This window comes from Candidatus Avelusimicrobium fimicolum (assembly GCF_021632165.1).
In the GTDB taxonomy this organism is placed as follows: domain Bacteria; phylum Elusimicrobiota; class Elusimicrobia; order Elusimicrobiales; family Elusimicrobiaceae; genus Avelusimicrobium; species Avelusimicrobium fimicola.
Genome location: NZ_JAJWTS010000005.1, coordinates 76646 through 96021, shown reverse-complemented (window position 1 = coordinate 96021; position 19376 = coordinate 76646). Strand labels below are relative to the sequence as shown.

The window sequence follows — 19376 nt, the reverse complement described above, 5'->3', positions numbered from 1 at the left end:
GGTTGGGCTGGGACTAAGAGAACTAATGATATGCGGGGGGCCAGAGTTCCCAAGGATTCCCGGTGCAACGCACGGACCGAGGAGGAAAAGAAGATAGCAAGAATAATATAATAGATAGTTATTTAGTTGCTTGAGAGGGGTGGAAACTTGTATAGCGGGAAGTTTTTTGGGTATAGTTTTATTAGTAAAGATGGCTTGTTTTTCCTGTAAATTTCGCCATACATAAGCCATAAAAATCGTCTCTTAGGGGGTGTGCCTGTACGATAATTCTATATAAGCAGAAGCCTTGAAAAGAAAGAAAAAAGCAAGAAATCATCATAAACCCAAACGGTTTATTTAAGGAAATCAGGATATTTAAAAGGCAAAAAATAACGAAGGTACACGTCTAATAGAAAAGGGAAAAAGAATAAGCAAAAGAAACTGCGTGTATGAAAAGGATAAGCAAACTTTCTACAAGGCCGAAGTTGCCAAATAGAGCGAGCGCCTGGCGAATAGAAAAGGGGGTAAAATTTAATAAAAAAGGGCTTATAAAGGCTTGCCCTTAGATCCTTGCAAAAGAGGGGAACAACTGCCATAAAATCTGACATATGCCACTTCCCCCCCTATTTTTCTCCCCCGCTATTATAATATGCCCAAAAAAGCGGGAGGTTTATCCCCCGCCTAATCTAGAACCAACCCGTCAATACTTTTTTTTCGCATCATCTTGTATAGACATTACCTGTCATAGTATCGCCAGTATCTCTATCTGTAAAACTAGTTGTTTTTGTAAATCCATATTTGGCACATTTTTTGGGATCCCAATCTAAACAAAATAGTCCTTTATTAGTAAATAAAAATTTAACATAATCGCCGTCTTGACAGTATGTATAAGCGACATCTGTTATACCAGAAGCAGTAGGAGATTTAATATGCTTAAAATAAAAATTGCCAAGAGTTCTGCAATCTCCACCCAATTTTATGCCTTGTGGTGGAACAATTGATAAGTCATCCACATTAATTACCATATTCATTGACTGCTCCTTCCAAAACCGCCAATTGGCCAGCCTGATAGATACTTTTTAATACAGGCTCTAATGTTGCTACGCGGCTTTTGTTTACAGCTTTGGTATATTGCGGAAGCGCAACCGCGGATAAAATACCAATAATCAACACCACAACTAATAATTCTATCAATGTAAAACCACTTTTATTACTTTTCATTTTTTCTCCTTTTAAGGCCATTATATTTGAGCAAAACGGCTTTTTATACGCGTTTTTATACGCCATATACACCGGGATACAACCAACGCAGATTATCAAAATTTTAACAAAAAAAAACAGAAACAACCCCTTTAAAAAGAACGGCTAAACAACAACGAAAAAAAAGCCAAAAAGTAGATTCTGAAAACCCTGCGGGCCACCAGTTCTGGATGACCTCTTATTTGACCTTTCCTCTTGCATGCGGCTAATATATAACCTCATTTTTAATAACGACAGATTCCCGACTGTACACCCTCGGGAATAACGATAATGGCAAACGATAGAGACCGTATAGCAAACTAAATGACAGAGAAGAAACAGGAGAAATTCGCCTGGCTCTTGATCTATTTGAAAAGTAAAGAATTTTTTGGAGAAGAAAGAGTTTTCAAACGAAAACCCGTTTATGCTAAGAGTGAGCGAAGGGAGACCCACGCGGAGCGCGAGAAAGGTATCTGGACAACCAACTAAAACAAGGAATAAATGTGTTTTAGGAAGCAACAATAGGGATATGCCCTGTATAAATTCCTGACGGAAATTTTGCCCGGACCGTCCTCGCGCAGGGTTTGCCTTTCGGCCTAGGGCGGCCTTAAACTCACACAATGTTGCGGGTTCCAAATCCAGACGATACACCAAACAGTTGGGATGTGCAAACTCTCCTAAAAACTAAAAACCCCTGCTCGCGCAAGGGTTTTAAATTTCTACGGAGAGGGAGGGATTCGAACCCTCGATACGGGAATTAACCCGTATAACGGTTTAGCAAACCGCCGCTTTCGGCCTCTCAGCCACCTCTCCAAAATTGGTGCCGTCGGTAATATTACCGTCAACCTCTATATTATAACAAAATTTTACAAACTTTTCTTAATTTATCCGCAGACATTATTTTTTTACCTATACAATTTACATCTGCAAGACAAAATTAAAAACTCTTTTTTAGGCCTTCTGCCAATGGGGTAAACTTCTGCCCTGTCAGCGTATGCCACTTTTTGCCCGAGCAAATCCAATGTCCGGGGATAGTGGCTTCGGTTACCTTGTCATAATTTAAGGCAGGCTGCGCGCCCGTAACCCGGGCCGCCACTTCATACACCCACGCCGCCAGACGCATCATCCATTTGGGGGCCGAGGGCATAAAAGGCTTGTGGCAATTCATCGCGCGGGCCATTTGCGTAATAAAATAATCCCACGAGTAAACCGCTTCTTCTGTAATAAAATAGGTTTCTTTATCTGTTTCCGGGCGGATAAACGCTTGCCAAAGGGCTTCCACCAAGTCGGAAACGTGCACAAAACTAAAATATCCGTTGCCCGAAGTATTTACCATAAGACCGCGTTTGACCCACAATGCGATTTTGGACACACCGGAATCGTTCTTGCCATAGACAATCGGCGGGCGGATAATCGTCCATTTTACGCCCGGGCGGAGCGTTTTAACGGCTTTTTCTCCCCCCAGTTTGGTAATGCCGTAATCGGATACGGGTTTCGGCTCCATATCCTCCGTGCGGGGGTGGTCCGTATCCGTGGCAAAGCCGCTGGCCGCCAAACTGGAAACGTGTACAAAGGTTTTGATTTCCGGCGTATTGTTTACGGCAGATACCACATTTTGCGTGGCAATTACGTTGGCCTGCTCAAAATCCGCGCGGTTAAAGCCGAAAATGGCCGCCGCCAAATGGAACACGCCCACACAGCCCGACAAGGCCTTTTCCAAAGATTTCACATCATTATAATCGGCCTGCACCAGTGTTACCGCCGGGTTTGCCGGTTGTTGTTTAGGGGTCCGGCGGGTAACAATACGGACATTGTACCCCTCTTGCAGGAGTTTATCCGTCAACGCCCGGCCAATAAAACCGTTTCCGCCCGTAATTAAAATGGTATCCTTCATACGTTAGTCCACATGAATATCCAGTTTTTCTACTAATTCATCCGTTTTTTGGGAAACCTTCTTTTTAATTTCCTTTTTAATGGCCTTTTCGTCTATATCCTGGTTGGTAAAATTTTCCTTTCTCTTGGCATTGCGGCGGACGAAATCAAAATTAAAGGTAAAGCGTTTTAAGCCACGGTCAATATCGGCCTTGGTAGGAAATTCGCCATATTTAATTTTATTAACCGGTGTAACTTTATCTTCCTGCGGGAAATACCACAACAAGGAATACATAATCGCACAGGTAAGCACAAAGAAAATCAGTTTATTTAAACTTTCCCACTTGTACAGGCCAAAAAGGTTGGACACAACAGACAAAATGAGGATTACCCCCGTCCACATAGCTATTATCATCCCGATAAACGTCCAGCCCGAAGCACCGAAATCGGGATATAAAATCATTACCGCAAAACAACAAATAATAAGCACCGCAAAACGCTGCCATCCGTTCATATTATTTCTCCTGTTTGAACTCCACACTTACGGTGAGTTCGTCTTTTTCGTAATACATCGGCAGCGGCGCAAAGGGTCCTGCATTAATTACGGCGGAAGATGCAGCAAAGTCAAAAGTGTCATCGCCGGATTTGCGTTCTACCTGTAAATTTTTAATCTTGCCGTCGCGCGCAATAGCAAAAGATACTAATGCCGATAACGTATTGCCTGCGGGGCGGCGTTTTTCCCACTCAATCCAAAGGGAATTTCTTACCTGGGTAATGTACCAAGGATAAGGGAAATTGGCAAAATCGGTTTGAATATTACCGCCGGCAAATTGGCCTTCTTTGGCGGCTTCGGCAGATTCTGCCGATTGCCCCCCCGCTTGGGATTCGTCCAATACGCTGGGCGCGGCTAACGGTGCGGAAGGCTTCGCCTTTTTTGCAGATTGCTTTTTAGCGGTAATTTCGCTCTTGGAGGCATACGCCTTTTTAGCCGTTTTAGCAGGTTCTGCTTTGGGTTGGGCTTCTTTGGCTACTGCCGGGGCTTGCACGGCGGCTTTGGGGGCCTTTGGCGCGGAGGCTTCCTGCCCCGTGGTGGCCACCACCTTACCGCTTCCGATAAAATCAATCGTATAAGTAGCGGACGCCTTCTTAGCCGAAGGAGCCAATAGCAAAAGTAAGAATAAAGCGGCCAGAACATGCAGTCCGCCGGAAATAGCAAAATAACGGTTCATCAGTTTTTAGAAAGCACCCCGATTCCCAACTTGGCCGCACCTAATTTTTTTGCAACGTCAAAAACGTCCACTACTTGCTGTATCGGTACGTCTTTATCTGCCTGGACGAGAATCGTCTTTTTATTTGCTTTACCCAAGCGCAAAATCAACTCGCGCTCTAAATTTTTAAGGGTCAGTTTTTTATTCATTACGGTAATGGTGCCGTCGCGCGTAACTTCTATACGGATGACATCGTCCTCCGCCTGCGTGTTAATGGCCTTGGATTTAGGCAAATCCACCGTCATTTGCATTTGCACCAGCATCGGACTCATTACCATAAAAATAATCAGCAAAATCAAGGTGATGTCAATAAACGGCACCATATTGATTTCCGCCATTACGGTTCTGTTTTTGTGTGTGCGCATAGGTTAAAATTCTTCCACGTCGCCGCGGCGGTAAATAATCTCATCGGCGATATTTTCAAGTTCCTTGGCAAAGTAATTGGTTTTGGACAAATAATAGTTATACGCAATTACCGCAGGAACAGCCACAAAAAGCCCGGCGGCGGTGTTGACCAACGCTTCGGCGATACCGGCGGCCACGACGGAGGCTCCGGCACTGGTGGCAGTATTGGCGGCTAAATCTTTAAATGCGTGCATAACGCCAATAACAGTACCGAACAAGCCGATAAAGGGCGTAATACTGCCCAAAGTGCCCAAAATAGTCAGGCGGCGCTGTAATTTGGTAACTTCCCAATCAATCACGCTGTCCGCGATTTTTTCCAATTCGGCTTGCGGGCGGTTGCGCTCCTGCACCAGACGCAAAATAAGCGCGGCCGCAGGTGTATTTTTAACAACCTCTTTACGGCAGGCATCTTCCACCTTTTGGTAATTTTCCGAGCGGAGCGGGTGGCGGCAATACGCCATTAACTTGCGGGAAAGGGAAATCGTAGAGCGCAACTTAAAAAAGCGTTCCAAAATAATAGAAATAGAATAAACGGACAGCAAGAGCAGTAGAATTAAAATCGGGCCGCCCGCTGCCAAAAGTTCGCGTAAGTTTGTCATATTGGAAAAATCCATTTTTTATCTCCTTATTACCTGTTCACTACGAATATAATAAAAATCTGCACGAGTATATTGGACATTAGCCCGGCGGCCACATCATCAAACACCACACCGAAGGCATTTTCCATTTTATCAAAGGTCTTAACAAGCCACGGTTTTAGTGTGTCAAACGTCCGGAACAATATAAAAGCCGCCAACAAATACGGCCAGGTCCGCGGTAAAAACGCCATAGCCGTAATATATCCGGCCATTTCGTCTATTACAATTTTAGGATTATCGTGGCCTGTGAATCCTTTAAATTGTACTTTTTTACAGACCCATACGGCAACTGCCCAAAAGGCCAGCATACACACCATATAGAGCATAGAATCCTGCGGAAAGCACAGCACCAAAGGAATTCCCCATAAAGTACCTAAAAAGCCCGCCCCTGTATTTTTTTTGTATTTAAACACCAGTGGCGGCAGATAACTGACAAACAGCCCCGTGGCTAAGGCGCGCCAGATTATTTGCATACGGGCAGACTCCACGATTTTTTAAGCAAATCCCAGTTGTTTTTTAAATATGAAACTGCACTAATCCAAGTAATTACTGCCGCGATGGCCGTAATGGCATAGGGGACCTTTTGGAGTGTTAAAAAAGTTATTTGAAAGAACTCCTGTGCCGAACCGGACACTAAATGGGACAAATGATAAACATCCAACACAAAGAAAATAGTCCCGATAGCAGTCATTTGAATAACGGTTTTAAACTTTCCCCAGCGTTCTGCGGCCATTACCTTGCCTTCCAAGGCGGCAATCACACGCAAGGTGGAAATCATCAATTCGCGTAACAAAATAAAGAATACCGCCCAAATCGGCACATCCAATTCCTTAATGCCCACAAAGGCAAAGAACGCTGCCGCAACCAAAATTTTATCTACAAACGGATCCACAATCGCGCCAAATGGAGTGATTGTGTTGGTTTGGCGGGCTATTTTTCCGTCCACCCAGTCCGTACTGGCTGCCAAAATGAAAATAAGCGTGGCTGTAATACGGGCCCACCCGTACGGAAGTAAAATAAACAGAAACATTACAATAGACAGCGCGGCACGCATAAGCGTAATTTTATTGGCTAACGTCATCATTTTTTAAATCCTCCAAACACCGCCGCAGGCAGCGGTTGGTTTTTTTGAATTTGTTTCAGGACGGCTTTTGTCGTCATTAAGTCAGATGTTATAGCAAGCACCTGCGGGAAATAATCCGGAGCCGTTAAAGTCAGCAAAAGTTGGTATTCTTCCCCCTCTTTGGGTGTTAAAAGCAAAACGGCTTCTTTGTCGGTCTGGCTTTTTACGGTGGCATTGTGGCGTTCCACCAAAGCGGTATAATTGCCAAAATCAAAGAGCGCCTGATTGGGCTGGCCTTGCTGCCAATCGGCCCAGGAAAGCGTAGTAACCATATTACCCGTTTCGTCTAAAATAACGATATCTTTTTTATCCGTAATGGCAGTCTGTTCCAAATCGCCCTCCTGGCTCGTTGTATCCAAGCGAAGGCGGTTTTGGGCACGGTCATAAAACAGTTTGCCCATAGAACGGCTAACCTCTACCCCATCGTAAGAAGTGTTTTGGGCAAAGGCAGTTTCCAAGGTGGCTAATTTTTTATCCCATTGTTTTAAACGAGCGGTTAATTCGGCTGCATTTAACGTAGTTTTGGGGGCCGGAGCAGTTTTTTTAACAGGCGCTTTGGGTTTTTGTACGGTTTTAGGCGCCGGAGTAACCACTTGCGGAGCCGCCGGTTCTGGGGCGGGTGCAACAGGTTCTTCGGGCGCGGAACCGCCGCAAGCCGCTAAAATCAATGCCGAAATAAACGGAAAAATTACTTTATTTATAGACTGTTTCATACGTTTCTTCCTGATAGTTTTTATCATATGGTAAACTGTTTAAGTCCTCAATGGCCTGGTCAATCATTTCATAATGGATTTCCCAGCGGTTAGAGCCTTCCGGCTTGGAAATATAGCCCTTCATTTCCAACACGCTTAACATATTGGTCGCGCGCGCGGAGGAACCAAAGTGCGCTTTGAGCAAATCTTGCGACACGCGGCGGCGCTCTTTAATAAGGTTAAGCGCCTGCAATAACTCCTCGGGGCTGGTGCCAAGTCCGTCCTGCGGACGTTGGTGCGGGTTTTGCTCCGCCACAATTTGTACCGGATAATCCGGCCCGCCTTGTGCGCGCAGGAAATCAGCCACCGCTTTAATTTCCTTTTCGGACACATAGGCCCCCTGAATACGGAACGGCGTTTTGTCCGATGTGCTTTGATACAACATATCCCCGCGGCCGAGCAAATCTTCCGCCCCCGTGGCATCCAAAATAACCTTGGAATCAATGCCGGAGGCCACCTGCAAAGCAATACGCGAAGGCAAGTTTGCTTTAATAATACCCGTAATAACCTTAACGGACGGACGCTGTGTGCAAAGGATTAAGTGAATCCCCAACGCGCGGCCCATTTGCGCCAAACGCTGTACGGAATCCTCAATAGATGCCTTGGTTTGGAGCATCAAATCGGCCATTTCGTCAATAATAACAAAGATGTAGAACATCTTTTCTTCATTATTTTGCTTGGCCCATTGGTTGTAACCCTCAATGTTTTTCACCTTGGCTAACTGCATAATGGACAACCTCTTTTCCATTACCTTTACCAGCATTTGCAAGGATTTTGCAGCCCCGTTGGCATCGGTAACCACATCCACATCGTCGCACGACGTTTTGGGGTCATACAGGTAAGGAATTCCCTCGTAAAGCGTCAGTTCCACGCGCTTAGGGTCAATCATTAGAAATTTGATTTCGTCGGGGGTATGCTTGTAAATCAGGGACATAATAATCGTATGCAGACAAATAGACTTACCGCTGTTAGTGGCCCCGGCAATCAAAATATGCGGCCACTTTTCCGCCACGGAACCGGCAGGTTCGCCGTCGGCATAGCGGCCCAAAGCAATCGGCAGGACCGCCTTGGAATTGGCATACACGGAAGATTGCAAAATTTCCTTCATTGTAACCATTACCGGGCGTTCGTTGGGGATTTCAAAACCAACGGCATTTTTCCCCGGAATAGGCGCCTGGACACGCACGGAACGGGCCTCCATACTGGCCTGAATATCCTGGGTGCGGGCCGTGATAGAAGCAATCGTTACGCCCGGGTCGGGCTTGATTTCGTAACGGGTAACCACCGGGCCCGGAGATACCCCGGTAACCGTGGCGCGGATATCAAAACTTTTTAAGGTGTCTTCCAAGCGGCGGGTGGCCTGGGCGATTTCATCATCAGTAGGGCCGACGATACCGTCTCCGGACGGGTCATTTAGCAAATCAAGCGGCGGAAGTTTAAAGGTTTTGGGGTCAAATTTTTTAACTTCTCCGTTTTCATCCGTGGGAGCATTGGAAGTTTCTTCTTGTTGTAAATGGGCGGACGAAATTTCCTCGCGCCGCGGTAAGTGGACGGGTTCGGCCACCGGACGGCGGATTTCGGGTTTTGAACGGTGAATTTCCGGCACTTCGTGGATTTCCTCCGCTACCGGGCGGGAGGAGGTGGATTTAGAGGGCTTTTCATTAAGTTCGGCCTTACCCTCGCGAACTTTTTCTTTAAGTTCGGCACGGGCTTCCATCCAACCGTTAAAATCGTTGCGGATAAAGTCACCCGTTTTTTGCAACACCACCGCCCACGGAATTGCAAAAAGCAAGTGGATGCCAACCAAAATAAACGCAAGCGAAAACACCGCCGCGCCCGCCACACCGGACACTCCCTGCAAGGCCGTAAAAAGGCTCTCGCCAACGTGTCCGCCGGAAATAAGGGAATCCTTGAAAACGAGTCTTAAAAGGGTTAAAAAGCAGGAAAAGGCCGCCAAGGTTACCGACGAACCAATAATAAAAAACAGGAAAGACGCGCTTTTTTTGCGCACCGTCTGCACGAGCCAATATCCCAGGAAAAGCGGTATCAATCCCGCCGACTGCCCCAACATTTGGTACAGTTGTTTGGCAACCGCCTGACCCGCCGCGCCGTTGGAAATGTTAAACCATAAAATGCAAAAGAGCCACAGCGTCAGCGCGCCCGTTAAAATATAAAATACCGTGCGCATCCAAACCGTAGAATTCGTTTTTTTAATACGTTTTTTGGATTTTTTAGGGGTGTAATAATAACGCTTTTGCATATAGAGATATTTTACCTTTTTTGGGCTGATTTTCCAAGATAAAACACAGCACCGCCCATTGACGGAAAAATTATGGAGAGGGCGGCCTTAAAAGCAGAAACCCCCGCTTACGCGGGGGCTGTAAAAACTACATATTTTCTTGCAAAGGCGGTGTAGGCGGCACCGGGGCTTGCGGTTCGGGGTTGCTCCCCCAAATGACGTGGTAATTAATACCGTCCGCCACTAGGGATATTTTCCCCTGTCCGTAAAGCACGCCCAAGGCTAAAAACAACACCGAACTGGACACGCGCAACATTAATTTTAATTGCCAAGATGTAGCCGTTTTGTGCTCCGCCAAATATTCACTCATACGGGTAACGGCAATTTGAATATTCTCTTGCAACGGTGTCATATTTACACCCGTTCAATGGCAAACAAAGCATCGCCTTGTTTAACCGGTTTGCCGTTTTCTACCAGCACTTTCTTAATAACGCAAGGGAATTCTGCGCGCATCTCGTTAAACACCTTCATCGCTTCAATCAGGCAGATAACATCACCCTTTTCCACGCGTGCGCCTTCTTTAATAAAAGGCGGAGCCGACGGGGTGGATCCGCGGAAGAAGATACCCATTAAGGAAGATTTAATCACTTCTTTGTATTGCTCCTGCACGGGGACGGCCGCGTGTGCGCCGGAAGCGGAAATGGCTCCGCCCACATTGACGGGTACCGGCACCACGGCGGGTTTGGCTTTCACCAAGCGCAAATACAGGCCTTTCTGGTCGTATTCAATGGTGTCCAGGTTATTGTCCTTCATAAAACCGTACAGTTGTTTTACGTCTTTTAAAATCGGAGATTCTTTGACGGCGGGCTTTTTAGCAGCCACTTTGGAAGCCGCTTTTTTAGTTACTGTTTTTTTCATAAATCAAGATGACCTCGGTTTCGTAAGTAATCCCAAAACTACTTTATTCTATTTTACATAATTTTGAAGCACTTGAAACAAAAAGTATTATTTTTACCGGAAGGAACGATACATTTTCGTCCTGTGAAACGGCTAACTAGCGCGTTTCTGCTCTCTCAAACGCCCTTATAAACACCGTCGTGGCGCAAAAACAAAAAGTCACAACGCGTTGCAAACACCTGCCAGTTTCCCCCTAAATTTTTCATATTTTTAATAAGACAGGTGTGCAAGGCTTGCTATCACATATGACGGCTATTTTGGGCGGCAGGCTGTGTCCTCACAGGAAAAAGCAAATAACCGGTTAAGCAGAAAAAGAGCCAAACATAGACTTTTTACACAAAAACCCCGGGGCGGGTTAGGCTCCGGGGCTTTTTTATATACAACAAGTGAAACTATTTGAGCAAGGCTTTGCGGGAAAGTCTTACTTTTCCGTTATTGTCAATTTCAACGCATTTCACTTCAACGATATCGCCGAGTTTCAATACGTCTTCCACCTTGTTAATGCGGTGTTTTTCAATTTCGGAAATGTGGAGTAAGCCGTCTTTACCGGGCAAAATTTCCACAAACGCGCCAAACGGCTGGATAGATACTACTTTACCCTTGTAAATTTTGTTTACTTCGGGTTCGGCAGTCATCATATCAATTTCGGCTTTGGCCTGGTCCAAGCGGTCGCTGTTGGCGGCGGCAATAGTTACCGTACCGTCTTCGGCAATGTCAATCTTGGCTTCGGTAGATTCCGTAATGCGTTTAATGTTCTTGCCGCCGGGGCCGATTAAGGCACCGATTTTGTCCACCGGGATTCTCATTTTGAAAATAATCGGCGCGAAGCGGGAAATGTTCTTCTTCGGTTCGGCAATCGTTTTCTCCATATGGTCCATAATGAACATACGGCCTTTGGTAGCCTGGGAGATAGCCTGGCGCAAAACATCAAGCGGAATACCCGTTTTGAGTTTTACGTCCATTTGGAAGGCGGTAATACCTTTGCGGGAACCCGTGAGTTTAAAGTCCATATCGCCCAAGTGGTCTTCTAACCCCATAATATCGGAGAGAACTACAAATTTGCCCTCGCCCGAAATGGCACCCATAGCGATACCGGAGCAGGCCGATTTCATCGGCACGCCCGCATCAAACAGGGCCAAAGAACCACCGCAAACGCTGGCCATAGAGGAGGAACCGTTAGATTCCATAATGTCGGAAACCACGCGAATGGTGTACGGGAATTCTTCTTCGCTCGGGATAAGCGGCATCAACGCGCGGCGGGCAAGTTCCCCGTGTCCGATTTCGCGGCGGCCCGGAGAGCGGTCCGGTTTGCACTCGCCGGTAGCAAAACCCGGGAAGTTGTAATGCAGCATAAAGCGTTCGTAAGTGGTGTCGTCCAAACCTTCCACCATTTGTTGGTCATCAGGCGTACCCAAGGTGGCTACCGCCAAAGATTGGGTTTGACCGCGGGTGAACAGGGCGGAACCGTGGGCGCGGGGCAACAAACCGACCATAGAACTCAAAGGTCTGATTTCATCGGGTTTGCGGCCGTCCACGCGGACGTTTTCGTGCAACACCAAGTTGCGGGATTCTTCGTACATAATATTTTCCAACGCAATACCCGCATAGGTGGCGGCATTATCGCCGTAGTTGGGGGTCAACTCTTCGGTGAAAGAGGCCTTCAACTGGGCAACCTGCGTATCGCGGGTTTGCTTATCGGAAAACGCGTGCAAAATCTTTTTGGCTTCTTCGCGGAATTTGCCGTTGGCGAGGTCCGCCACTTCCTGCGGCAGTTTTTCCACGACGTATTCAAATTTCGGCTTGCCGGCCAATTCGCGCAGTTTTAACTGCACGGCACACATTTTGTCAATTTCCGGCTTGGCAACTTCCATCGCTTTGATGATGGCGTCTTCTTCCACTTCTTTGGCGCCGCCTTCCACCATCAATAAACCTTGCGCGGAACCGGCAATCACCAGGTCCATATCGCAGGTTTCTTGTTCTTCTTTGGTGGGGTTGACGATGTAGTTTCCGTCTTTGCGGCCAATGCGCACAGCGGCGACAGGCTCGTTAAACGGGATGCTGGAAATGACTAACGCAGCGGAGGAAGCCAATACGGACAAGACATCCGCATCGTGCTTTTCGTCGCTGGAAATAACCATAGCCGTTACGTTGGTTTCGCAAGCGAAACCTTCGGGGAAAATCGGGCGGATGGTGCGGTCAATAATGCGGGAGGACAGCGTTTCTTTCTTGCTGGCGCGGCCTTCGCGTTTGAAAAAACCGCCGGGGATTTTGCCCGCGGCGTAGGTTCTTTCTTTATAATTGACGGTAAGCGGAGTAAAATCGGAAATGCCCGGTTTTTGCTCTTTGGTGGAAACAGCCGTCGCCAAAACCATAGTTTCACCCATAGTGGCTACGACTGCGCCGTCAGACTGCTTGGCGATTAAACCCGTTTGAAGTTTAATCGTTTGGCTGCCGACGGTAACTTCCACTTCTTGAATATCAAATTTGTGGTTGAAATTTTGCATAATAAAAGTTATTTTCTTAATTTAAGTTCCTGGGTAACTTTTTGATATCTTTCAAAGTCAGATTTCTTCAAATAAGCGAGCAAGCGTTTGCGCTGGCCGACCAATTTGTTAAGGCCTCTTTCGCCCGCAAAATCTTTCGGGTTGGCTTTGAGGTGGTTAGAAATATATTGGATGCGTTCCGTAATGAGCGCGATTTGGACAGCGGCAGAGCCGGTATCGTTGGCGCTGGATTGGAATTTGCTGATGATGTCTTTTCTGTCTTGCATGGAAAGTACCATTTTTTTGTACACTTAGACCGTTTGCTGCGCGACCAAGCACTCTTTATCCGAAAGAGTACCGAGCCGGAGTAAGGGCCTTCTCCTATTGTTAATTTATACTTACTTAAAGTACAGTTTAATTATAGCAAATTGATTTGTATTTAGGAAAGGGCTACTTGTTTTCTTCGGGTGCGGGGCCGTATTCATTGGGGAAAGGGGAGCCTTCCTCCGACATTAACCGGTCATAAAACTGCCAGTTGCTACCTTTCCAATAATTAAAAGTGCGCCGCAGGGTAGCAAATCCACTATACCCCAAATCGTGCCCGCGGCGTACCTGCAGGGTCCACGACCCCACAAACATTACGGCACAAATGCTGTATAGTACAACCTGATATTCAGTTATCAACGCCAACACCCGCTCCAACTTATGGGGTGGCAAGAACAGCATAATGATAATAGCAGTAAAAGCCACAAACGCCGGGGCCCGGTGGCTGTAAACGTATTCTATGCGGCTGGCACGGCCGAACGGGCACCAAAAGAGGGCCATGCATTTAAGCGAGTATTTTAACCCATCTAAAATGATTTGCATAATATATTGTAGCAAAAACTATCCCCCCTTTAAGCCGTAAAACACAGACGAATGAGGACAAATTATCCGGGCCTTGGGGAAGGTTTACCGATTTTCTTCGGGCGCGGGGCCGTATTCGTTGGGCAAAGGGGAGCCTTCTTCTTTAAACAGCCGGCGGTTAAACTGCCAGCCTTTGAACATCATACACTCTGAGGAGCGGAACAGCGTAGAAAACCAATTATACCCCAAGTCGTGCCCGCGGCGCACCAGTACGCTATACGAAGCCAAAACCACTACGGCACAAGCACAACACAGCGCAACCTTAAATTCATTTGCAAACGCATACAACCACTCCAACTTATGGGGAGGCAGGTACTTTATAGCCGCAACCACCAACAACGCCAAAACCAGCGTGGTATTATTGTAGTAAGCATATTCCTTGCGGCCGGCGCGTCCAAACGGACACCAAAAATAGAGTAGGCATTTAAGCGTATAAATAAAGACATCTTTTAACATAATGTTATTATATAAAAAGAGTGCCCGCAAGAGAAGTTGCGGGCACTAAAACAACTATTTGTTAAAGAAAGATTTACACCATTTCTTTATTTTTTCCAGTGTGCTATATTGTTTTCTGTATAAGCGCTCAATCTCCGCTGCCTCCGGTGTCAATTTCAAGTCCGGGTCCCTTGTCAGTAAATCAATAGCCGTAGCCAACTCTCTCTCACTACTATCACTGTAACTCGGCCACGTGCTATGTGTTTTCAACCAACTTTTTAACGCGGGGACAACACGAGAAAGGCCCTCTTCTTTCAAACTTATAGCTTGCTGCTTTATGTCATTGGGAACATTACTGCCAGTCAAGAAGTTGTACAGTTTTATTCCATTCTCTCCACTCCCCGTACGATAAGGCCACAGATGATTGGAATCTGCCAAATAGTCCTGCATTTTACGCAAAGTTGATTGCTGGACAGCCGTTTGTGCTTCCTCCACCAAGCGTTTGGCTTCGGCTTGTATTCCAGCAGGCACATCTGGTTTCATCAGGTCTTTATAAGTATCCTCATAACCTAAAAGAAGATAACTCACATAAACTTCCAACTTCCGCTTGAGATTAGCAATTTTCCCCTGGTAATATAAGGACCATATTTCTTTTAGCACAGGGTTGTCCGAAGGCGAACGAGTTTCCATTTTTTTCATTATTTCCTCATAGGCCTCTTGCATCGTCTTGTCAGGGTTACCCGATGCCAACCAACGTGAGGTTCCATAGCCTAACTTTCTCTTGACTGCAGCCCACAGTTTGGCTTCTTCATAAAGATCCGCCAAATTATGATTATATGATTTGTAGTAACTAATAACCCCGGACAAACGACGTTCTCCTTTATCAGTGGAAGCAGATGAAGGCAATCTTCCGTTATGGGTCTCTAACCAAAAGATGGTTTCGTCATAAATTTTTTGGCCACGCTCAAACCGTTCCTGTTGTTGCTGACGAGAAATTTCTGCCAAGCGTTCTAACCTTGCTTTCTCCTGAGCGGGATCTTCTTTGGGTGTGGCTTTTTCCCGGGGAGTAGCATTTTCCTTAAGGCGAATTATACTATCCCTCAAACCAGCATTGCGTTGTTTAACCCCGGAAACGGCACGGGCCAAACCGGACTCTTCTGCATCAGCAGAAGCAATGGTTGGAAATGTCCCGTTATGATTTCTCATCCAAAGGACCAAATTGTCATAGGTTTGTTGGTCACGCACTAACTGTTGTTGATACTGTTCTTCGGCTTTCAACTGTTTTTGACGGCGCGCTTCCTCCGCTCTCTCTTGGGAAGTTTCTGCCAGTTGTTGACGGCGCACTTTTTGCCCCTGCTCTTTCAGTGCCAATAACTCTTTGGCTATGGGGTCATCGGCAGGTACTGTTTTCAAATAATTGTCAACATTTTGTGCTAAATTAATCGCTTCCTTATTGTCATAAGCATTTCCAGGCCATATTCCGTCGTGTTCGTCCATCCACTTCCGTACGGACTGGAGCTTTTCCTGCGGTGTCAGGTGTTTTTTAATAGGGCCACCCTTTAAATCTTGCAACTGTTTGATCCAAATATCATTGGAGTCCTGTGCACGTTGTAAAGCTTTGTGCACACGGAAAGCCAAATTAACCTCAGTTAATTCCTCCGGCGTTCTCTGCTCCCCGCGAATCAGCTTTCCATCTCTATAAATAGCGGACCGCGGAAATTTACCGTTATAGGCAATCATCCAATTGCGCAACTCTGCAACCAAGGCGGCATTGTTATTATTTTTTCCTTGTACAACTGTATTGATTCTGGGGGCGGAAAAGGATAAATTCAGCCAATCAGCGGTAGTTGTTTCCCCTGGGAATGTATGCTTTACACTATAATAACTATAATAGTTCAATATCCGGTAAGAATCTTTGGATAAAGTATTCATCTTTCCTGTCGCTTGCGGCAACACATATTCTCCCAAGCCATTTTTGGCAAGCCAGTTATTTACTCCTTCTACAAACTCCGCCGGCAAAGAAGACGCCCCTTTAAAAGAACGTAACTGTTTATATGCTTTCAGTTTAAGCATAGCGCGCACAATGGCAATACCCGTAACCGATTTTACAGATTCCGGCGCTTTTTGGTAAATATTCATCAACAGAGGAACATCTTTTGTGGTGCCAAAAAAACCTAAATTGCTGATGGCGGACATTGTTTTCCCCCAAGCCATCAAGTCTGAATCTTCATCCAAAGAAACGCTCCCCTTATAGCACACCAAATTAGTTCTATATAATTCTTGTGCCAAGTAGGTCTGATCCGCGGTTAATTTAACACCTTTCTGTATTGCCAAAACCGGAAGATCCTTTAACAGCAAGTATTCTTGGGAAGAAGGCCTGCGTGAAACCTCAAAAATTTGGTACAGCACCTCTTTTGCATCTGCGGCTGAAAAATTCTCTTTGGCAAGGAGGTCGTCCGTTTCTCGCAATGTTGTTTTTAATCGGGTGTTGACATTGCCCACTAAGTTATCAACGGCAGTAGAAATCTGTTGTTGCTGGGACGAAACGGCAGGAGAATTTATGGTAACATTAGTCTGTGGAGTTTTCCCCACAGGAGTAGCCGGCACGGAAACAGTTGGAACCGTAGGAATAACACCCGTTGGGAGGTGCGCCGAGGGAATACCCGTAACCTTAGACAGTCCTTTAAGGCCTGGCACCTCTTTGCCGACTTGTCCGATAACTTGTTCCACTATTTGCGAACCTTCTTTTGCTCCTTTGACAACACTTGTCTCCTGTGCGGAAGCCGGAACCACACATAAAAGGCACAAAGTTCCCCCTACTAAAATTGGCATTTTCATATATCCCCTACCTCCTGTTGATAATATATAAATTTCTTTTTTCCCCTTCAAGGGCCAAAAGGCCTATCCAAAATATAGGTCTTACATACAAGAGCGCCCGCAGGAGAAGTTGCGGGCGCAGGGTGTTCTTGTAGGAGGTTTTTAAAGTTTATTGTACAAAGCCCAGAAACAAGGACGCGTACAGTTCCACATTGTCCAGTTTTACATCACTGGAAGTAAGCATATCTTTAAATTCGCGGCTAATCCAGGAAAACTCCCGGTCCAGGCGCTGTTTTTTAAGCAGTTGGTCTTGCTTTGTTTTTTGGGTTAAAGTGTTCATTGTTGCGCCTCCTCCGCGTTAGGTTATACTTATATAATAGTGTTTCCGACGGAGAATTAACAGGGTCATTGGGCCTAACCGACGGAACTTTTTGGGCCTACTCCACCCCGACGGGCAGACCTACCTAAAAATAGGTCTTTTGGCCTGTTTTTCCAATTTGATATACTTTAATATATGGTTGCTGAAACGGAAATTTTAGCCAAGGCAAAAGCCACTCATACGCTTGCGAAAGAGGAAATTATTGCGCTCTTGTCGCTCCTGGATGCGCGCGCACTTTTTCAGACAGCCGACGAGGTCCGCCAACAGTTTGTGGGAGATGAGGTCTATTTGCGCGGACTTATTGAATTTTCCAATTATTGCAAAAACGACTGTATGTATTGCGGTATCCGCCGCTCCAATTTACAAGCCAAACGATACCGCTTATCCCCACAGGAAATCGTAAAATTGGCTGAAAAAGCCGCCGGCTACGGCTATAAAACAGTAGTGCTCCAATCTGGGGAAGACGGGTGGTTCTCCGCCGATAAAATGGCTGATATTGTCTGTCAAATTAAAAAAATGGGTTTAGCGGTTACATTAAGTTTGGGCGAAAAAACGCGCGAAGAATATGCCCTGTACCGCCAGGCCGGGGCCGACAGATACCTTTTGCGCATAGAAACCACCGATAAAGTCCTTTACGAAAAATTGGACCCGCAAATGAGTTGGTTAAACCGCGCCCGCTGTTTAACCGATTTAAAGGCTCTCGGCTACGAGGTCGGCTCAGGGTCGCTGGTGGGGCTTCCCGGGCAAACCGCGGAAAGTTTAGCGGACGATTTGCTGTTTTTTAAACAAATTCCTGTGGATATGGCGGGAATCGGACCGTTTATCCCCCACCCCCACACTCCGTTGGCAAACGAAACGACAAACGGTCATTTTGAGTTAGCCCTTAAAATGATGGCTATAATGCGCCTGTTACTGCCGGACATCAATATCCCGGCCACCACGGCTATGGAAACACTCCACCCGCAAGGCCGCCTTTTGGCTTTGCAGAGCGGGGCCAATGTGGTGATGCCCAATGTTACCGAGGGCGAACCCCGCAAAATGTATGAACTGTATCCCGAAAAAATCTGCACGGGCGATACCCCTGAAAAGTGCCGCTACTGCATTGCCGGTAAGATTGAATCTATCGGCCGAACCGTGCAAATGTCCTACGGCTTTCACGGAGAGTATTTAAAGAATAAGTCCCAGAAAAAATAAAAGCCCCGTTTAAAAACAGGACTTTTATTTTTTACCAATCTTTTAATTTTTCCAACAGTGCCGCGGCTTGTTTGCCGTTTCTTTGCTGCAAGGCTACGATTTGGCGTTTTTGCGGGTTTATAATGCACAACTCCATACAATTATTTACCAACCACATCTCCGGGCAGGTTTTGTATCCGGGGGCGCACTTGATCCATCTTGTACCACTGGTCCACTCCATTGTATTTTGATAGGCTGAGGGATATTTTTTCAGGGTTCTTTCCACGGCCTCCCGAAAGGCCGCCGCATAAGGACAGCCGCGCAAACTGACCCAATGGACTTTTTTAATATCACCTAAAAAAATTTCTTGATGGCTGGGATTATCGGGTATAGAATCGTAAACCTCTTGGGGAATCGGTAATACTTTTACGTTCGGTATTCCGGCTGTTAAAATGCCGGCTTGAATCGTACTGTCTGGCCGTTGGGCCAGTTCTTCCAGATTTACAGGAACAGTATCCTTAAACACAATGCAGGCCACCACAGCCACTAATAGCAAAATGCCCAGCATTGCAAATAAACTGAGTCCTTTTTTATTCATCTTTTCCCCCTTTACACACGTTTCCTAATTATAACAAAAAGTGGATATGTAGAAAAAAATTTTGTTTTCTATGGAAAATGTATTACAATATAGGAAATTAAAACGGGCCAGCC

At 46.1% G+C, this 19376-nt stretch carries 22 protein-coding genes and 1 tRNA gene; 2 read left to right on the top strand and 21 right to left on the bottom strand.

What is annotated here, in order from left to right:
- Window positions 1–698: 698 nt before the first annotated feature.
- Both ACQY2K_RS03580 and ACQY2K_RS03575 read right to left on the bottom strand, forming a co-directional pair.
- Window positions 699–1010, bottom strand: coding sequence for a hypothetical protein (locus tag ACQY2K_RS03580; RefSeq protein ID WP_428040781.1), 312 nt, complete (start codon window positions 1008–1010; stop codon window positions 699–701).
- The gene (locus ACQY2K_RS03575; protein ID WP_428040780.1) at window positions 994–1200 is read right to left on the bottom strand and encodes a type IV pilin protein; all 207 of its coding nucleotides are present in this window, start codon (window positions 1198–1200) and stop codon (window positions 994–996) included. Before ACQY2K_RS03575 ends, ACQY2K_RS03580 begins: the two co-directional genes overlap by 17 nt.
- Window positions 1201–1542: 342 nt before the next feature.
- Between ACQY2K_RS03575 and ACQY2K_RS03570 the strand changes: the two genes are divergently transcribed.
- Complete coding sequence (locus tag ACQY2K_RS03570; protein WP_428040779.1) at window positions 1543–1707, top strand: hypothetical protein; 165 nt, start codon at window positions 1543–1545, stop codon at window positions 1705–1707.
- A 233-nt stretch (window positions 1708–1940) separates the two neighbouring features.
- Here the strand turns inward: ACQY2K_RS03570 and ACQY2K_RS03565 are convergent.
- From ACQY2K_RS03565 to ACQY2K_RS03480, 18 genes are all read right to left on the bottom strand, one after another.
- A tRNA-Ser gene (locus tag ACQY2K_RS03565) sits at window positions 1941–2031 on the bottom strand.
- Between the two features lie 124 nt (window positions 2032–2155).
- Window positions 2156–3112, bottom strand: a complete 957-nt coding sequence (locus ACQY2K_RS03560) for an NAD-dependent epimerase/dehydratase family protein (protein WP_428040778.1) — start codon at window positions 3110–3112, stop codon at window positions 2156–2158.
- Window positions 3113–3115: 3 nt separating this feature from the next.
- Window positions 3116–3604 (bottom strand): hypothetical protein, encoded by a 489-nt coding sequence (locus tag ACQY2K_RS03555; RefSeq protein ID WP_428040777.1) that lies wholly within the window; start codon window positions 3602–3604, stop codon window positions 3116–3118.
- 1 nt (window position 3605) lies between these two features.
- Window positions 3606–4319, bottom strand: a complete 714-nt coding sequence (locus ACQY2K_RS03550; RefSeq protein ID WP_428040776.1) for a TonB family protein — start codon at window positions 4317–4319, stop codon at window positions 3606–3608.
- Window positions 4319–4723: a biopolymer transporter ExbD gene (locus ACQY2K_RS03545; RefSeq protein ID WP_177746390.1), complete on the bottom strand. Its 405-nt coding sequence runs from the start codon at window positions 4721–4723 to the stop codon at window positions 4319–4321. The genes ACQY2K_RS03550 and ACQY2K_RS03545 overlap by 1 nt, the downstream gene beginning before the upstream one ends.
- A 3-nt stretch (window positions 4724–4726) precedes the next feature.
- The gene (locus ACQY2K_RS03540; RefSeq protein WP_428037401.1) at window positions 4727–5377 is read right to left on the bottom strand and encodes a MotA/TolQ/ExbB proton channel family protein; all 651 of its coding nucleotides are present in this window, start codon (window positions 5375–5377) and stop codon (window positions 4727–4729) included.
- A gap of 14 nt (window positions 5378–5391) precedes the next feature.
- The gene (locus ACQY2K_RS03535; protein WP_177746386.1) at window positions 5392–5874 is read right to left on the bottom strand and encodes a phosphatidylglycerophosphatase A; all 483 of its coding nucleotides are present in this window, start codon (window positions 5872–5874) and stop codon (window positions 5392–5394) included.
- Window positions 5865–6485, bottom strand: a complete 621-nt coding sequence (gene pgsA / locus ACQY2K_RS03530; protein ID WP_177746384.1) for a CDP-diacylglycerol--glycerol-3-phosphate 3-phosphatidyltransferase — start codon at window positions 6483–6485, stop codon at window positions 5865–5867. Before pgsA ends, ACQY2K_RS03535 begins: the two co-directional genes overlap by 10 nt.
- The gene (locus tag ACQY2K_RS03525; protein WP_428040775.1) at window positions 6482–7237 is read right to left on the bottom strand and encodes a LolA family protein; all 756 of its coding nucleotides are present in this window, start codon (window positions 7235–7237) and stop codon (window positions 6482–6484) included. The genes pgsA and ACQY2K_RS03525 overlap by 4 nt, the downstream gene beginning before the upstream one ends.
- A complete protein-coding gene (locus tag ACQY2K_RS03520; RefSeq protein ID WP_428040774.1) occupies window positions 7218–9536 on the bottom strand; it encodes a DNA translocase FtsK 4TM domain-containing protein in 2319 nt (772 codons plus the stop codon). Before ACQY2K_RS03520 ends, ACQY2K_RS03525 begins: the two co-directional genes overlap by 20 nt.
- Before the next feature lie 127 nt (window positions 9537–9663).
- On the bottom strand, window positions 9664–9927 hold the full coding sequence (locus tag ACQY2K_RS03515) for a hypothetical protein (protein ID WP_428040773.1): 264 nt from the start codon (window positions 9925–9927) through the stop codon (window positions 9664–9666).
- Window positions 9928–9929: 2 nt separating this feature from the next.
- Window positions 9930–10433: a biotin/lipoyl-containing protein gene (locus tag ACQY2K_RS03510; RefSeq protein ID WP_177746376.1), complete on the bottom strand. Its 504-nt coding sequence runs from the start codon at window positions 10431–10433 to the stop codon at window positions 9930–9932.
- 431 nt (window positions 10434–10864) lie between these two features.
- Window positions 10865–12976: a polyribonucleotide nucleotidyltransferase gene (gene pnp, locus ACQY2K_RS03505; RefSeq protein ID WP_177746375.1), complete on the bottom strand. Its 2112-nt coding sequence runs from the start codon at window positions 12974–12976 to the stop codon at window positions 10865–10867.
- 8 nt (window positions 12977–12984) lie between these two features.
- A complete protein-coding gene (gene rpsO / locus ACQY2K_RS03500) occupies window positions 12985–13254 on the bottom strand; it encodes a 30S ribosomal protein S15 (RefSeq protein WP_177746373.1) in 270 nt (89 codons plus the stop codon).
- Window positions 13255–13405: 151 nt separating this feature from the next.
- Window positions 13406–13822, bottom strand: a complete 417-nt coding sequence (locus ACQY2K_RS03495; protein ID WP_428040772.1) for a DUF805 domain-containing protein — start codon at window positions 13820–13822, stop codon at window positions 13406–13408.
- Between the two features lie 84 nt (window positions 13823–13906).
- Window positions 13907–14317, bottom strand: coding sequence for a DUF805 domain-containing protein (locus ACQY2K_RS03490; RefSeq protein WP_428038299.1), 411 nt, complete (start codon window positions 14315–14317; stop codon window positions 13907–13909).
- A gap of 54 nt (window positions 14318–14371) precedes the next feature.
- Window positions 14372–17134, bottom strand: a complete 2763-nt coding sequence (locus tag ACQY2K_RS03485) for a hypothetical protein (protein ID WP_428040771.1) — start codon at window positions 17132–17134, stop codon at window positions 14372–14374.
- A 148-nt stretch (window positions 17135–17282) separates the two neighbouring features.
- Window positions 17283–17453, bottom strand: coding sequence for a hypothetical protein (locus ACQY2K_RS03480; protein ID WP_428040770.1), 171 nt, complete (start codon window positions 17451–17453; stop codon window positions 17283–17285).
- Window positions 17454–17627: 174 nt separating this feature from the next.
- Here ACQY2K_RS03480 and hydE point away from each other — a divergent pair, with 174 nt between their 5' ends.
- Complete coding sequence (hydE, locus tag ACQY2K_RS03475; RefSeq protein WP_428040769.1) at window positions 17628–18686, top strand: [FeFe] hydrogenase H-cluster radical SAM maturase HydE; 1059 nt, start codon at window positions 17628–17630, stop codon at window positions 18684–18686.
- A gap of 31 nt (window positions 18687–18717) precedes the next feature.
- Here hydE and ACQY2K_RS03470 read toward each other — a convergent pair whose 3' ends face one another.
- Window positions 18718–19263 carry a hypothetical protein gene (locus ACQY2K_RS03470; RefSeq protein ID WP_428040768.1) on the bottom strand — a complete coding sequence of 182 codons (546 nt, stop codon included), beginning with the start codon at window positions 19261–19263 and terminating at the stop codon, window positions 18718–18720.
- Between the last annotated feature and the right edge of the window lie 113 nt (window positions 19264–19376).

What these genes read in the sequence shown, in the direction of transcription:
- ACQY2K_RS03510 (WP_177746376.1), bottom strand. Translation starts at nt 10,433, where the DNA reads ATGAAAAAAACAGTAACTAAAAAAGCGGCTTCCAAAGTGGCTGCTAAA.
- ACQY2K_RS03515 (WP_428040773.1), bottom strand. Translation starts at nt 9,927, where the DNA reads ATGACACCGTTGCAAGAGAATATTCAAATTGCCGTTACCCGTATGAGT.
- ACQY2K_RS03540 (WP_428037401.1), bottom strand. Translation starts at nt 5,377, where the DNA reads ATGGATTTTTCCAATATGACAAACTTACGCGAACTTTTGGCAGCGGGC.
- ACQY2K_RS03520 (WP_428040774.1), bottom strand. Translation starts at nt 9,536, where the DNA reads ATGCAAAAGCGTTATTATTACACCCCTAAAAAATCCAAAAAACGTATT.
- ACQY2K_RS03495 (WP_428040772.1), bottom strand. Translation starts at nt 13,822, where the DNA reads ATGCAAATCATTTTAGATGGGTTAAAATACTCGCTTAAATGCATGGCC.
- ACQY2K_RS03490 (WP_428038299.1), bottom strand. Translation starts at nt 14,317, where the DNA reads ATGTTAAAAGATGTCTTTATTTATACGCTTAAATGCCTACTCTATTTT.
- ACQY2K_RS03480 (WP_428040770.1), bottom strand. Translation starts at nt 17,453, where the DNA reads ATGAACACTTTAACCCAAAAAACAAAGCAAGACCAACTGCTTAAAAAA.
- ACQY2K_RS03550 (WP_428040776.1), bottom strand. Translation starts at nt 4,319, where the DNA reads ATGAACCGTTATTTTGCTATTTCCGGCGGACTGCATGTTCTGGCCGCT.
- pnp (WP_177746375.1), bottom strand. Translation starts at nt 12,976, where the DNA reads ATGCAAAATTTCAACCACAAATTTGATATTCAAGAAGTGGAAGTTACC.
- pgsA (WP_177746384.1), bottom strand. Translation starts at nt 6,485, where the DNA reads ATGATGACGTTAGCCAATAAAATTACGCTTATGCGTGCCGCGCTGTCT.
- ACQY2K_RS03575 (WP_428040780.1), bottom strand. Translation starts at nt 1,200, where the DNA reads ATGAAAAGTAATAAAAGTGGTTTTACATTGATAGAATTATTAGTTGTG.
- rpsO (WP_177746373.1), bottom strand. Translation starts at nt 13,254, where the DNA reads ATGGTACTTTCCATGCAAGACAGAAAAGACATCATCAGCAAATTCCAA.
- hydE (WP_428040769.1), top strand. Translation starts at nt 17,628, where the DNA reads ATGGTTGCTGAAACGGAAATTTTAGCCAAGGCAAAAGCCACTCATACG.
- ACQY2K_RS03555 (WP_428040777.1), bottom strand. Translation starts at nt 3,604, where the DNA reads ATGAACGGATGGCAGCGTTTTGCGGTGCTTATTATTTGTTGTTTTGCG.
- ACQY2K_RS03525 (WP_428040775.1), bottom strand. Translation starts at nt 7,237, where the DNA reads ATGAAACAGTCTATAAATAAAGTAATTTTTCCGTTTATTTCGGCATTG.
- ACQY2K_RS03560 (WP_428040778.1), bottom strand. Translation starts at nt 3,112, where the DNA reads ATGAAGGATACCATTTTAATTACGGGCGGAAACGGTTTTATTGGCCGG.
- ACQY2K_RS03545 (WP_177746390.1), bottom strand. Translation starts at nt 4,723, where the DNA reads ATGCGCACACACAAAAACAGAACCGTAATGGCGGAAATCAATATGGTG.
- ACQY2K_RS03580 (WP_428040781.1), bottom strand. Translation starts at nt 1,010, where the DNA reads ATGAATATGGTAATTAATGTGGATGACTTATCAATTGTTCCACCACAA.
- ACQY2K_RS03535 (WP_177746386.1), bottom strand. Translation starts at nt 5,874, where the DNA reads ATGCAAATAATCTGGCGCGCCTTAGCCACGGGGCTGTTTGTCAGTTAT.
- ACQY2K_RS03485 (WP_428040771.1), bottom strand. Translation starts at nt 17,134, where the DNA reads ATGAAAATGCCAATTTTAGTAGGGGGAACTTTGTGCCTTTTATGTGTG.
- ACQY2K_RS03470 (WP_428040768.1), bottom strand. Translation starts at nt 19,263, where the DNA reads ATGAATAAAAAAGGACTCAGTTTATTTGCAATGCTGGGCATTTTGCTA.
- ACQY2K_RS03570 (WP_428040779.1), top strand. Translation starts at nt 1,543, where the DNA reads ATGACAGAGAAGAAACAGGAGAAATTCGCCTGGCTCTTGATCTATTTG.